Genomic DNA, 13,826 nt, shown 5'->3' on the forward strand with positions numbered 1-13,826 from the left:
GGTAACGGCCTGCATCTTAACAATTAAAGAAATGATGGAAATATTAAATAACCAAAATGACTAAATGGTTTTTCTGATTAACCTTATTGCTTAAAGTGTTATAGCGCATGTTCGGGGACGAATGCCGCATCTGGAATGCTCAATCTGGAAGGTGGGCCGCTACGCGGCCCTGCCACACATCGATTTCGGCTAAATTTTCAGGACATGTATGCCAAAGTCGTCAGGATTAACGATACCTTCAAGTTGCCCAACTTGCTGCAAATCGCCTTTAGAAACGACACTGCTAATGTTGGTATCCGGGAAACGAAGATTCTTAACCAGGCGCACGGTAACAGGAATGCCTTTTTTATCAATATCCATCACCCACCCCAGAAAACCACCTGAATATTTTGCCAGGCTGCCAATTGGATAAAGGCCATAAGTTTGGACGTATTTAATCAACACCGTTTTATCATAGGCGGTATTCGCCTCATAAATCTTACGATACGCCGCCAAAGGCGTACGGGGAGAAACACCATTACGTGCATACCTGAGCTTATTAATGGCCTTAATCACAGAAACCAAGCGGACCAATGAAGATAGCTGCTCGGCGCTTTTACCTTGCGGATAACCACTGCCGTCCAAACGCTCGTTAGCATTCTCAATCACATCGCGGCAAGTCGGACTCATCGACCAGCCTAACTCTCGGAATTTTGCGCACAGCGTCGCCACATGACCGCTGAGTATCGCTTTCTGTGCCGGATTCATATTGACTTTCAGTGATGGCAGGCTGGCATTGACCAAGAGCGGCTTACCCATTGTATGAAGCAATGCGCCTAGCACCGCTTCGCGCAACTGAGGATTGTGGGGATCGGCAATGAGCAACATGTCAGCCAATTTACCCGCTACTTGCACGGCATGCCTGACCCAGTCCGCCTCTTCTCGCAAGAACGACAGTGCGTAGAGGAACGCTTTCCTCTCCTTTTTAACCATATAGATCAGGGTATCGGCGCAATCATAAAAAATCTCAACGGGCAGCTGGTGACGTATTTTTACGTACATCAGGCCAATCTGGAGCCGATGAGCAATTTCCATCACGCCTCGTTCCATGGGCGATTGGCGAGTGCGTTTTTCACGTTCCTGACTTTCTCGCAGCAATAGGTTTTTCTCCTTAGTACCCGGTATGAAGAGTGGCGAGGGGTACACCATCGTACCTGTCGCGCCGGTTCGATATGCCGCCTCTCTTTCTGACTCATTCGTAAAACGAAGCAGGGCCTCCGTCTGGGATGACGATAAATTGATAAATTGAATACCTACCGCCGCATAACCATGATTCCCGAAAGGCCGTATATGGCGAATCTTCCCTTCAGCATAAAAACTTTCTCCATTAGGGAATTCAAGCTTGATTCCGGGGATGTCCTGATCCATTTCAATGGCAATACTCTCTACCAGATCGATTTCGACCATACACCCACCGGTTGAAAGGTTGCGCACTCTTCCCGGTACACTCAACGTGTGCATGTAGATATCTATACGGGCTCGGGCTTGCATACCCTGTATGAAAGGAATACGGATCGCCCCTTTATTTTCAGTAACAAAAATGGACTCTGGTAAATGGCATTCAAGGCGGTAAAACATGCTGTCCGTCTTAAATAATTGAGTAGGAATATGACAAAGGCTGTAAGTTTCACGTTCAATGTCCTCAGTACCCTTGAGCACTTCCAGATCAACATTTAACCCGCCATCGGCAAGATACCTTTCAATATTCGATCCTGGATATTCTACCGCCAATACAATGCGATTCTTTTCAATATCCAGTTCCATAACATCTGCGTTCAAGGCATATAGCATATCCTTAGCATAGATAGACATCACATAGGTGTGCTTCAACAACGCGCTAATCAATTTAGCAGGAGGAGGAGAGAAGTGTTCCACGATAAGATTTACCTATTAACTAACCGCCGGTGATATACCCAAAACCCTCAGAAAGGATTTATATTCTTTATGAAAAACAAATTTTTATAGATTCTTAATGAGCTCAAATGCCCATTTAATAGAGAAAGATATCAACTCATTAAAGATTATGAGTATTTTATCGCCACGATGCGCTGAACCATGATGATTTTCGCATTGCTTATCATCCTAACAAGGATACCCCACTGCCACAATGGTCAACCCCGCGGGCATTATTGTTTAAAATACATACAAATAAATATAAAAACCTAATATTTATTTTAAAAAAAAATTATATTTTACTAAAAACAAAAAATTAGAGTTTAACTCCAGAACAAACATAGATTTAAACGATCGTTAGTTTTCAAACAATAGCCTGCAACTATCGAAAGGGAATTATTGATCATTTAAAACAATTTTCAAATAATCCATATTACTGTGTAGAATCCTAACTGGCCATGCTGTGGCATTGCTATTTTATGGAGAGGGTGAATAATCAGTAAATGAATACAACAATATTAAATATCGATGGAAATATTCTTAGGTTATCCGCCGAGTTTCAGCCCATCATCCATCTCCCGGAAAATAAAATATTCCGTTATGAAGCGCTCGCTAGATTCTATAGCTCTGACGGTTTATTAATGCCAACGCAGCAAACTATAGATAAAATAGAAAAATACAATGCCATTGATAAAGTGACAGATTTTATGTTCGACGTTGTCTGCCTGATAATAAAAAACAAAAGCAGCCTGACAATTTCATTCAATCTCTCACACTTACTTTTTAACAACAGGCCATATCTGGATAAATTATATCAGGCTTGTGTTAGGCATAAAATAAACCCGAGAAATATAGAAATAGAAATCAGCGAAAAAACAACCCAACTACAATTAATTGAGGGAATGTCATTTCTAAACCAGGCTAAAACATATGGTTTTATGATTTCATTAGATGATTTTGGCGCCGGATGTTTGCAAATAGAGAGTTTGAGCCTGTTTAATTTTGACACGATAAAAATCGATCGTTCCATTATTGATGGCATCGGGAAAGAAGAAGTAAAATCGCAGAAACTCAAGATGTTATTGAATAGACTTAGGCCACTTGGGGTAAACATCATCTGCGAAGGCGTTGAAAAAGCCACTGATTTAAACTGGTTAAATAAATACCATCCGATTGGTATCCAAGGGTACATCTTTTATCGCCCATTAACCTACAGCCAATTACGACTGCTCGAAGGCTTCTAATGGGGCTTTTAGAGTAGGCGTCTTGATGCAACGAGGGTGCATCTGGAAGAATGGGTGATTCAAGTAGCACTTTCGGTTAGTATGCGACGGTTTTTTGCATACTCTGTTCTGGAAGCCTTTTTCAGAACGATACCAGGATCATCGCTATGGTTACTACGCTGTTTAAAGATTTTCAGTTTGAGGCCGCACATCGCTTGCCTCACGTCCCCGAGGGTCATAAATGCGGGCGTCTGCATGGACATTCTTTCATGGTGCGCTTAGAAGTGACGGGCGAAGTCGATCCACATACAGGTTGGGTGATCGATTTTGCTGAACTGAAAGCCGCCTTCCAAGCTACCTGGGAGCAGTTGGATCATCATTATCTCAATGACATTCCCGGTCTGGAAAACCCGACAAGTGAAGTGCTGGCGCATTGGATCTGGAGCCGATTAAAGCCATCATTACCGCAATTGAGCGCCGTCATGGTAAAAGAAACCTGTACTGCCGGTTGCATCTATAAGGGAGAGTAGTCGGCTAACTACATCTTTCTGTAACATCTCCCTGTCATTCTCTGCGCTAGATATATTCACTACAACGTTAATGAACAGGGGATCTCCATGTTGTTTTCCGTCAAAAAATTAGCCATCGCGCTCTCATTTTTCTCACTCTGCGCTACGGCTGCGCCGATCAATATTCTCGATTTTCCACAGCCGAAGAGCACCCCCGATGAAATTTACGCAGTAACAGAAATCCCTGCGGGCAGCATGATTAAATATGAAACCGACGCCGACACCGGTTTTATTATTGCTGACCGCTTTCAATCAATGCCAGTGGCTTACCCAGCCAACTACGGCTCTCTCACTCAATCATTAGGCGGCGATAACGATCCTCTGGATGTCATTTTTTATACTCGCGCACCTCTAATCCCTGGTTCACTGATTAAACTGCGTCCGATTGGCATTCTGAAAATGATCGACGCGGGAGAAGTCGATGACAAGATCGTCGCCGTACCGACCAGCAAAATCGATCCGACCTATGACAACATCAAAACGATTGCTGACCTGCCGCCAATCGAACAGGAAAGGCTACAGGCGTTCTTTCGGGTCTATAAACAGCTGCCAGCGGGAAGAAAAGTGGTTGAGTTAAAAGGATTTGAAGACGTCAATGCCGCCAAAACTGTTATTTCAGCGGCCCATGAAAGCTATTTGAAAAATCATAAACAGCCATGAAGAACCACAAATAATCAGGCAATATTCAGGTATTTATGTGTCTGCATTGAAAGCCGCCAGTTACGCGCGATACAGGTCGTAATACACAATTTGGTCGCTTCGTCTTTCTGGCTGATCGGCTGTAGCGCTATGATGCGCGGTTTATCATCATCAAGCCGCGCCAGTAGCGCATCCAGCGCTTCAATATCGCGTTCACGCGCCACCGGATGTTTGATCTCGTCCGCCCGTTGCAGAGCCTGATCGAGCACCTTCATGCCGCCGCGCATATTCACCTTCGGCGATACCGTTACCCAGGTTTTAGGCGAACAGCGCACATCGTGAGTGCCGCTGGTTTCAATCTGGCAACTAAAGCCCTGCTTTTCCAACTGCAGCGTCAGCGGTGTCAAATCGTGAATGCACGGCTCACCGCCAGTGATCACGATGTGGCGTGCCGTGTAACCCTGCTGCGTCATCAGCGTCAAAATATCGTCCGCAGTCGCCGCGCCCCAGGCATCGTTTTCTTGCGTTTTTGCCAGTACCTGATCCAATGAGGTTTTCCGCTCTGCCAGTTTGTCCCAGGTGTGCTTGGTATCGCACCAGCTACAGCCTACCGGACAGCCTTGCAGACGCACAAATACCGCTGGTACACCAGTGAAATAGCCTTCTCCCTGTAACGTCTGGAATATTTCATTAATTGGGTACTGCATGTTTTCACGGTCTCTTTCGCTCAAAAGGGCATTATACCCTAAATCATTTGCGTTGCAGGACAGCACCGATGCCATACTCCCATACCTCAGCCACCGCAGACAGTTGAGTAATTCGGCGCATGCGTCAATAATCATCATATTGTTGCAATTTCACCTGCTTTATTACGTTCTATGATTAACAAGGAAAAATAAATGAAATTATTGCAACCGTTAACGTTACTACTCGCCTCTTGTGCATTTGTACCGACGCTCTCGCAGGCGCAGGATATCGCCCAGGTTAAAACGCAGCCGGGTTATTACCGCATGATGTTGGGGCAATTCGAAATCACGGCACTGTCCGACGGCACCAATATCATGCCAATGGATAAACTGTTACAGCGGACACCACCGGAAAGAATTACCGAACTGCTGGCAGAAAAAGCACTGAAGCCGCAGGTGGAAACCTCCATCAACGCCTATTTGGTCAATACCGGCAAACACCTGATTCTAATCGATACTGGGAACGGTAAGCAGAGCAATCCTACGGTCGGAAAAGTGCTGCCGAACCTGATTGCGGCGGGCTACAAACCTCAACAGGTCGATACCATATTGATGACCCACCTGCACGGTGACCATTTTGGTGGTCTGGTACAGGACAGCAAACTGAACTATCCGAATGCGACCGTGTATGTCAGCCAGCCAGAAACCGACTTCTGGCTCAGCCCGGATAACCTGAAAAGCGCGCCAGAGAACGGAAAGGCGGCATTTCAACGTGTGCAAACTCTCTTTGATACCATTAAGAAAGAGCACAAGCTGAAAACGTTCCCGGCTCAGCAGACAATACTGCTGCCCGGCGTGACCGCGATACCCAGTCCTGGTCATACCCCTGGACATACGTCGTTTATGATCGAGAACGAGGGGCAAAAATTGCTGGTATGGGGAGACATTATTCACGCTGAAGCGGTACAAATGAGCTTACCAGCCACCACCATCAGCTTTGACACAAATATGGATCAGGCGACGGCATCCCGTAATCAAGCGCTGGCCGACGCCGCGGAGCAAGGCTATTGGATCGCCGGGGCTCACCTGCCCTTCCCAGGTATCGGCCACGTCGGTACACGTTTGGAACGTAACGGCACCACCGACGGCTATCGCTGGCTGCCAGCGAATTACAGTTTGGCCGGGCTAAAAACTAAATGACAGAATCACGGTGACATCATGTACGAAATGGCCTCTAAACCGACATAATAGCTGCGATCAAGAGGCCCTGACTACACGTTGACGCCGTTCCTCTGTTACAGATACACGCGCAGATATTCCGCCAGACAAAGAATCGCCATCGCCTGACCATACGGCATAGAGGTTAATGCGATATTGCGATAGAAATCCAGATCGTTGCCCATCGCCGTACCGAAGGACACCTGCGTCAATTCGCCGTCATCATTAACGTGGTTAATCACGCCACGGATCGCTTTCTCGGCGACCTCCGCGTAGCGCTTATCGACATAGCGCTTACGCACCGCTTTCAGGATGCCATAGGCAAAGCCTGCGGTTGCAGAGCTTTCAAGATAGGAAGTGGGATCGTCAATCAGCGTATGCCACAGGCCGCTGTCATCCTGATATTTCGCCAATGCTTCGATCTGACTTTCTAACACCTGCAACAGGAAACGACGCGTGGCATTGTGTTCCGGCAGATCCAGCAGTTCGATAAATTCTGGAATGACAATGGTCAACCAGCTATTACCGCGCGCCCAACGTGCTTTGGCGTAGTTGTGTTTACCCTCAAATGTCCACCCGTGGAACCATAGCCCGCTTTCGCGATCCATCAAATATTGTACGTGCAGCAGAAACTGATACGTCGCCTCTTCCACAAACTCCGGACGATTTAACAGCTTGCCGATTTTCGCCAGCGGCAGCACACTCATCATCAGCGTGTCATCCCACAACTGCTGATGGTTTTCGTTGTTATAAACGATGTGTTGCAGCCCCTGCCTGTCCGTGCGCGGCATTTCATACATTACCCACTCCGCCCAGCGTTCAATATAGGGTAACCAGCGCGCATCACCCGTTTCCTCATAGCGATAAGCCAGCGTCAGGAACGGGCACACGGTGTTCACGTTCTTCGTCGGCGTACCTTCAGCCAAACGTTCAGTAAACCAGTCATCAATGATGGCACGCATTTGATCATCGCCAGTCTGCTGGTAATACTGATAAATCCCGTACAGCCCAATACCATGCGTCCATTCCCAGCCGGCCCAGCCTTTAGTGTCGATTACCCGACCATCGTCCAGTCGTAATAAGAATTCACCGGTTTTATCTTCAATATTCACCAGGTTATTGGTGATACGGCAAATCAGCGCCTTCAGATCCTCACGAGAAATGAAGCGTTCCGGCTGACGTAAAAGCGGGCTATGTTTTACACTGAATACGGTCATAGTCATTTATCCAATTAAATTATCAGTTAGCGATTAATACAGTTACGGTTGCGTGACGTGATTCGTTGACTTATCACCATTATGGCGGTTCAGGTAGCCAATGTTATTGTTGCCCCACAGCGATTCATATGGCATACCCGCCAGCATTTCGACCGTTGCCCGCGCCTGCGGCGTAATCTTTTCTGGCACCGGACGCCCGGCTTCACGCATTTTCTGCGTTTCTTCACGCAGCACGCCGTGCGTTTGCAGATTGAGTTTAAAGCGCAGCGACACCAGGAAGCCAAGTGCCAGCACCCCGACGGTGCCGAAGCTTAAAATCATCAGAATGGTGTGACTCACGCCTGGCGCCTGTTCGCTTTGCCCGGACACAAAACCGGATAGCTGCAACACGATACCCACCAACATCACTGCGCCTGCCTGAGAGGCTTTGCGCGTCAATGTCATAATCCCGGCGAAAATCCCTTCACGACGCTGTGCGGTGATCACTTCATCCACATCGGCAATGTAGGTGTAAGTATTCCACGGCACATAGTTGATGCCCCCGCGTCCAATACCGGCCAGCGCAGAAATTAATAGCAACAGAGAGAAGGTGTCGTGCATGCCGCTGTACCACAACGCGGCGTAGGAAAGCGCACTCAGGCCAAACAAGCACACAACGAGACGGTAGGACGGCGCTGGCCCGAAGCGAATACATAAGGGGATCATGCCAATGACCGCGATAAATTGCATAATCGCCATTGTCCCCATCAGGTTAGACGCCACCGTCGGGCTTTGCATCAGCACAAACACCACGTAGTACGTAAACACGGCGTTAAACACGTCTTGAGCAATATACCCGCCCAGATACATGCCGAGATGCTGACGGAAAATACGAATACGCAGCGTGGAGACCAGTTCAGTATTCAACCGCTTCAGGCTTTGTCCCAACGTCAGAGACTGGCGCTCTTTTTCCGCACGTAACGACGCCTCCGACATCTCTTCGCGTGGCCGTTCCCAGGTAAAGCAATAGACCAGCGTCAGCACCAATGCGCAGATGATGGAGAACACCAGACTCGAATAGAAGAAGGAGACGGCATTGTCTTTACCAAAGTAACCTAACAGGATACCCGGCAAGAAGGCGGCCAGAATCGCAGAGAGTTGCGCCAGCGCGATACGCGCACCGGAAAACTTGGTTTTCTGTTTGAAATCATCGGTCATTTCCGGCACCAGCGTTTCATACGGCACCAGCACCATGGTGTAAACGACATCGAACAGCAGGTACGTCAGCAAATAGTACCAATAACCCATATCGCCAACCCACATAAAGCTGTAGCTGAAGACACAGGGAATACCAAGTAGAATAAAGAATTTACGACGGCCAAAACGCTTACCCAGCCAGGTGGAGCCGAAATTATCGGTCAGGAAGCCCATGAGCGGGCTAACGACGGCGTCCAGCACGCGCGCCATGGCAAAAATAAACGTTGCCTCTATCGGCGTTAAACCACAGAACGTGGTGTAAAAGTAGAGTAACCAGGCCGCCGTCAGCGCGGTGGTACCTGCCCCAAGAAAATCCCCTGAACCGTAAGCTAAATAGTTAGCCAACCCGATCTTACGTGTTTTCATCGCCATCCTTCCCCGTACATTTTTAGTTATGAAGGTGTCACGCGGTTACGTTAGCGCCCGATGAGGTGGAAAACCTTTCCACTTTTGCCACCCCAGACGCCATGCTGGCAACACAGAGAAGATTGGCGCGATCTGCTTCAAAGATTTTATAAAAAGCTATTTTAACTGAATAAAACCCATAGTTCGTTTAAGGCGATCACAGGATGAGGATGGGGGTGGAATGCCAGAAAAAGAGTAGTACGAAACACGATATCCCGAAGGGATAATCACCATAAGTCACGAATAAGCGGCGTGTTTTCTATCATTTCGGTAAGAGTTTCCTCCGCCAGAGTGACAGACAGGAATAGTCGCCATAAAAAAATCCAGAAACGCTTTCACGCTTCTGGATTTTTATAGTCATCATGCTGGCCTATCTCAGGCGACGCTCTCAGTGGCCTGAAGACACCAGAATTACTGGCCTTTAACTTCTTTCAGACCGTTGAACGGAGCAGCACTACCTAGCGCTTCTTCGATACGAATCAGTTGGTTATATTTTGCAACACGGTCAGAACGACTCATAGAACCGGTTTTGATCTGACCCGCGGCCGTACCGACGGCCAGGTCAGCGATAGTCGCATCTTCGGTTTCGCCAGAACGGTGAGAAATGATCGCCGTGTAGCCCGCATCTTTCGCCATCTTGATAGCCGCCAGCGTTTCGGTCAGAGAACCGATCTGGTTAAATTTGATCAGAATGGAGTTCGCGATGCCTTTCTCGATGCCTTCTTTCAGGATCTTGGTATTGGTGACGAACAGGTCGTCGCCAACCAACTGGATCTTGTCGCCCAGCACTTTGGTCTGGTAAGCAAAACCATCCCAGTCAGATTCGTTCAGGCCATCTTCGATAGAAACGATCGGATACTGCTTAGTCAGCTCTTCCAGGTAATGGGTGAATTCTTGAGAGGTAAAGGTTTTTCCTTCCCCTTTCAGCTCGTAATTACCGGTTTCTTTGTTGTAGAACTCAGAAGCGGCGCAGTCCATCGCCAGCGTGACGTCTTTACCCAGGACGTAACCGGCTTTTTCAACGGCTTCCTTGATCGCGGCGAGTGCGGCAGCGTTGGACTCCAGGTTCGGCGCATAGCCGCCTTCATCACCGACTGCCGTGTTCATGCCTTTAGCCTTCAGCACTTTAGCCAGATTATGGAACACTTCAGAGCCGATACGAACGGCTTCTTTCAGCGTTTTTGCGCCAACAGGCTGAATCATGAATTCCTGAATATCAACGTTGTTGTCCGCATGTTCGCCGCCGTTGATGATATTCATCATCGGCAATGGCATAGAATATTTGCCCGGCGTGCCATTCAGTTCAGCAATGTGCGCGTACAACGGCAAACCTTTTGATGCAGCGGCTGCTTTAGCCGTCGCCAGAGACACCGCCAGAATGGCGTTAGCGCCGAACTTAGATTTATTTTCTGTGCCATCCAGGTCGATCATGATTTTATCGATGTTCGCCTGATCTTTCGCATCTTTACCCAGTACAGCCTGAGCAATCGGGCCGTTAACCGCAGCAACGGCTTTGGTTACGCCTTTGCCCAGAAAACGGGATTTATCACCGTCACGCAGTTCCAGCGCTTCGCGAGAGCCGGTAGATGCCCCTGATGGCGCAGCGGCCAACCCGACAAACCCGCCTTCCAGATGGACTTCAGCTTCAACAGTCGGGTTTCCGCGTGAGTCGATGATTTCGCGACCAATGACTTTAACAATTTTGGACATTAGATTTTCCTCAGTACAAGTTAAACTTTAGACAGAACTAAAACCCTAGACGAGCAACGCGCGATGAGCGATCGCGCGTTGCTGATATAATGCTTACTTCATCTGGCGCTTCTGGTACGCGCCAGCGGCTTTAATAAAGCCGGCAAACAAGGGGTGTCCATCGCGCGGCGTTGATGTGAATTCCGGGTGGAATTGACAGGCAACGAACCAGGGATGATCGGGTAACTCGACAATCTCCACCAGTTTGCGGTCGGCGGAAAGACCAGCAACCCGTAATCCCGCCGCTTCAATCTGTTTCAACAACATATTGTTAACTTCGTAACGATGGCGATGACGTTCGATAATCGTCGGCTCACCATACATCTGACGCACCAGACTACCTTCGGTCAGATGGCATTGTTGACCACCAACGCGCATAGTCCCGCCCAGATCGCTGGCTTCATCACGAACTTCAACATTACCGTTCTCATCACGCCACTCTGTAATCAACGCAACGACGGGGTACTTACAGTCTGGCACGAACTCTGTGGAGTTTGCCCCTTCCATCCCGACAACGTTACGGGCAAATTCCATTAATGCGACCTGCATCCCCAGGCAAATGCCCAGATAAGGGATATTGTTCTCACGGGCGTAGCGCGCCGACATGACCTTACCTTCGACGCCACGGTAGCCAAAACCGCCCGGAACCAGAATGGCGTCCAAATCTTTCAAGACTTCGACTCCGCGGGTTTCAACATCCTGTGAATCGATAAGCCGAATATTCACCGTTAGACGGTTCTTCAACCCGCCGTGTTTCAGCGCTTCAATCACGGATTTGTAGGCATCGGGTAACGCAACATATTTGCCGACCATACCGATTGTCACTTCGCCGCCCGGATTGGCCTCTTCGTACACAACCTGTTCCCACTCCGACAGATTCGCTTCGGGGCAATCCAAGCTGAATCGTTTACAAATATAATCGTCCAACCCCTGCGATTTCAATAGCGCCGGGATTTTATAAATCGAATCAATGTCTTTAAGGGATATTACTGCTTTTTCCGGCACATTACAGAATAAAGCAATTTTTGCACGCTCGTTGGCAGGCACAGTACGATCGGAACGACAAATCAGCACGTCGGGCTGAATACCAATAGAAAGGAGCTCTTTTACGGAATGCTGCGTCGGCTTGGTTTTCACTTCACCTGCCGCTGCCAGATACGGCACCAGCGTCAGATGCATAAACAAGGTGTGCTCACGACCGACTTGTACTGCCATCTGCCGAATCGCTTCAAGAAAGGGCAAGGATTCGATATCACCAACCGTTCCGCCGATTTCGACCAGCACGACATCATGACCTTCGCCACCTTCAATGATGCGCTCTTTGATCGCGTTGGTGATATGTGGAATCACCTGAATGGTCGCGCCTAAATAGTCGCCACGGCGCTCTTTGCGCAGCACATCGGAGTAAATTCGCCCTGTGGTGAAATTATTACGGCGCGACATTTTGGTGCGAATGAACCGTTCATAGTGCCCCAAGTCCAGATCGGTTTCAGCGCCGTCTTCGGTGACAAACACTTCGCCATGCTGCGTCGGACTCATCGTGCCCGGATCCACATTGATATACGGGTCCAGTTTCATGATGGTAACGTTGAGGCCACGGGCTTCGAGAATAGCCGCCAGGGAGGCTGCGGCAATGCCTTTACCCAGAGAGGAAACGACCCCGCCGGTCACAAAAATATAATTAGTTGTCATGCTGAACCTGAGAGTTTAGGTTTAAGGACGATGGAAGTACCAAGACGGGAAAGTAGTATACCTGAACCTAATGATCGCCACAAATGTTCGTTTTATACAGTATGGCGATCACCACACACCGGTAGACAGATTAAAACTGCCGATATCAAAACCCGTAATAACATTAAAAAACAAAACAATAGAAAGATTTAAATCAACAAATAAGGATTATAATAATGAATACACATTAATGCCCTATTTCTTGCTTTTTTACCTGCTGCCATGCGGCTTCCATTTCGTCCAGTGTCGCCTGTTCCAACGTTTTTCCTGATGCAATAACGAGTTGTTCTACCTGGCGAAAACGACGTTCGAACTTACGATTCGCCGCCTGTAATGCATTTTCGGCCTTATGCCCTAAATGGCGAGAAAGATTAACGGTAGCAAACAATAAATCACCAATCTCTTCACCTAATTTATCTTCATCGACTACGGCCTGGCGCGCCTCAACCATCACCTCATCAATCTCTTCATACACTTTATCGAGTACCGGACCCAGGCTATCCCAATCGAAGCCAACTGATGCACAACGCTGCTGAATTTTTTGCGCTTTCATCAAGGCTGGCAATATATCTGGAATATCATCCAGAGGAGAAAGACGATCTTTCTGTGCTCGCTCCTGCGCTTTTGTCTGTTCCCAATTAGCCAAAACGGCATCGCTATCCGCTAGCGTCTGTTCCCCGAAAATATGCGGATGGCGACGTTCCAGCTTGTCGCTGATGGCGTTACACACATCGGAGAAATCGAACAAGCCCTTTTCCTGTGCCATTTGCGCATAGAACACCACCTGAAACAGCAAATCGCCCAGTTCACCGCGCAGATCGTCAAAATCCTGACGGCTGATGGCATCCAGTACTTCGTAGGTTTCTTCCAGCGTATAAGGTGCGATCGTGTCAAATGTCTGTTTCTTATCCCACGGGCAACCCTTTTCGGGGTCGCGCAGGGTTTGCATGATGGCGAGCAGGCGCTCGAGGGAAGATCGATTCGTCAAAGATACGGTCATAATATTCCTGAAAAATTTTGTATAAAAATAATGGCAACCAACTTCGACTAAAAAGCACAAAGGCATCACTATTTTCATTTCAACGGCGTAAAAAATTGTGCTGAGATGCACATGACCGCCGAGTGAGCCGCAGGGATGCGGCGACGAAAACCTGTGCCGCGTAGGGAACGCGTCACAGGTGGCTCGACAGCGGACATTTGCATCGAAGGAACCGCAACGCG

General features: G+C 48.2%; 11 protein-coding genes. 4 read left to right on the forward strand and 7 right to left on the reverse strand.

Annotation, left to right across the window (positions count from 1 at the left end):
• Nucleotides 1-189: 189 nt before the first annotated feature.
• Complete coding sequence (locus RFN81_RS13770; RefSeq protein ID WP_264496362.1) at nt 190-1,914, reverse strand: PilZ domain-containing protein; 1,725 nt, start codon at nt 1,912-1,914, stop codon at nt 190-192.
• A 521-nt stretch (nt 1,915-2,435) separates the two neighbouring features.
• On the opposite strand from RFN81_RS13770, the gene RFN81_RS13775 reads away from it, so the two are divergent.
• The 3 genes from RFN81_RS13775 to RFN81_RS13785 all read left to right on the forward strand — a co-directional run bounded on the left by RFN81_RS13775 (nt 2,436) and on the right by RFN81_RS13785 (nt 4,384).
• Nucleotides 2,436-3,176 carry an EAL domain-containing protein gene (locus RFN81_RS13775; protein ID WP_264496363.1) on the forward strand — a complete coding sequence of 247 codons (741 nt, stop codon included), beginning with the start codon at nt 2,436-2,438 and terminating at the stop codon, nt 3,174-3,176.
• A gap of 146 nt (nt 3,177-3,322) precedes the next feature.
• Nucleotides 3,323-3,685 carry a 6-carboxytetrahydropterin synthase QueD gene (queD, locus tag RFN81_RS13780; protein WP_264496364.1) on the forward strand — a complete coding sequence of 121 codons (363 nt, stop codon included), beginning with the start codon at nt 3,323-3,325 and terminating at the stop codon, nt 3,683-3,685.
• 90 nt (nt 3,686-3,775) lie between these two features.
• Complete coding sequence (locus RFN81_RS13785) at nt 3,776-4,384, forward strand: inorganic diphosphatase (RefSeq protein ID WP_264498981.1); 609 nt, start codon at nt 3,776-3,778, stop codon at nt 4,382-4,384.
• Nucleotides 4,385-4,398: 14 nt separating this feature from the next.
• On the opposite strand, the gene queE is transcribed toward RFN81_RS13785, so the two are convergent.
• Entirely contained in the window at nt 4,399-5,070 is a 672-nt protein-coding gene (gene queE, locus RFN81_RS13790; protein ID WP_264496365.1) for a 7-carboxy-7-deazaguanine synthase QueE, read from the reverse strand.
• A gap of 192 nt (nt 5,071-5,262) precedes the next feature.
• Here queE and RFN81_RS13795 point away from each other — a divergent pair, with 192 nt between their 5' ends.
• Complete coding sequence (locus RFN81_RS13795; RefSeq protein WP_264496366.1) at nt 5,263-6,249, forward strand: MBL fold metallo-hydrolase; 987 nt, start codon at nt 5,263-5,265, stop codon at nt 6,247-6,249.
• Nucleotides 6,250-6,344: 95 nt separating this feature from the next.
• Here the strand turns inward: RFN81_RS13795 and RFN81_RS13800 are convergent, their stop codons facing one another.
• From RFN81_RS13800 to mazG, 5 genes are all read right to left on the reverse strand, one after another.
• On the reverse strand, nt 6,345-7,484 hold the full coding sequence (locus RFN81_RS13800; RefSeq protein WP_264496367.1) for a glycoside hydrolase family 88/105 protein: 1,140 nt from the start codon (nt 7,482-7,484) through the stop codon (nt 6,345-6,347).
• A gap of 42 nt (nt 7,485-7,526) precedes the next feature.
• Nucleotides 7,527-9,086 (reverse strand): MFS transporter, encoded by a 1,560-nt coding sequence (locus RFN81_RS13805; RefSeq protein WP_264496368.1) that lies wholly within the window; start codon nt 9,084-9,086, stop codon nt 7,527-7,529.
• A 450-nt stretch (nt 9,087-9,536) separates the two neighbouring features.
• A complete protein-coding gene (gene eno, locus RFN81_RS13810; RefSeq protein WP_264496369.1) occupies nt 9,537-10,835 on the reverse strand; it encodes a phosphopyruvate hydratase in 1,299 nt (432 codons plus the stop codon).
• A gap of 93 nt (nt 10,836-10,928) precedes the next feature.
• Nucleotides 10,929-12,566, reverse strand: coding sequence for a glutamine hydrolyzing CTP synthase (gene pyrG / locus RFN81_RS13815; protein ID WP_264496370.1), 1,638 nt, complete (start codon nt 12,564-12,566; stop codon nt 10,929-10,931).
• A 226-nt stretch (nt 12,567-12,792) separates the two neighbouring features.
• Nucleotides 12,793-13,605, reverse strand: coding sequence for a nucleoside triphosphate pyrophosphohydrolase (mazG, locus tag RFN81_RS13820; RefSeq protein WP_264496371.1), 813 nt, complete (start codon nt 13,603-13,605; stop codon nt 12,793-12,795).
• Nucleotides 13,606-13,826: the final 221 nt, after the last annotated feature.

This window comes from Pectobacterium cacticida, from assembly GCF_036885195.1.
In the GTDB taxonomy this organism is placed as follows: domain Bacteria; phylum Pseudomonadota; class Gammaproteobacteria; order Enterobacterales; family Enterobacteriaceae; genus Pectobacterium; species Pectobacterium cacticida.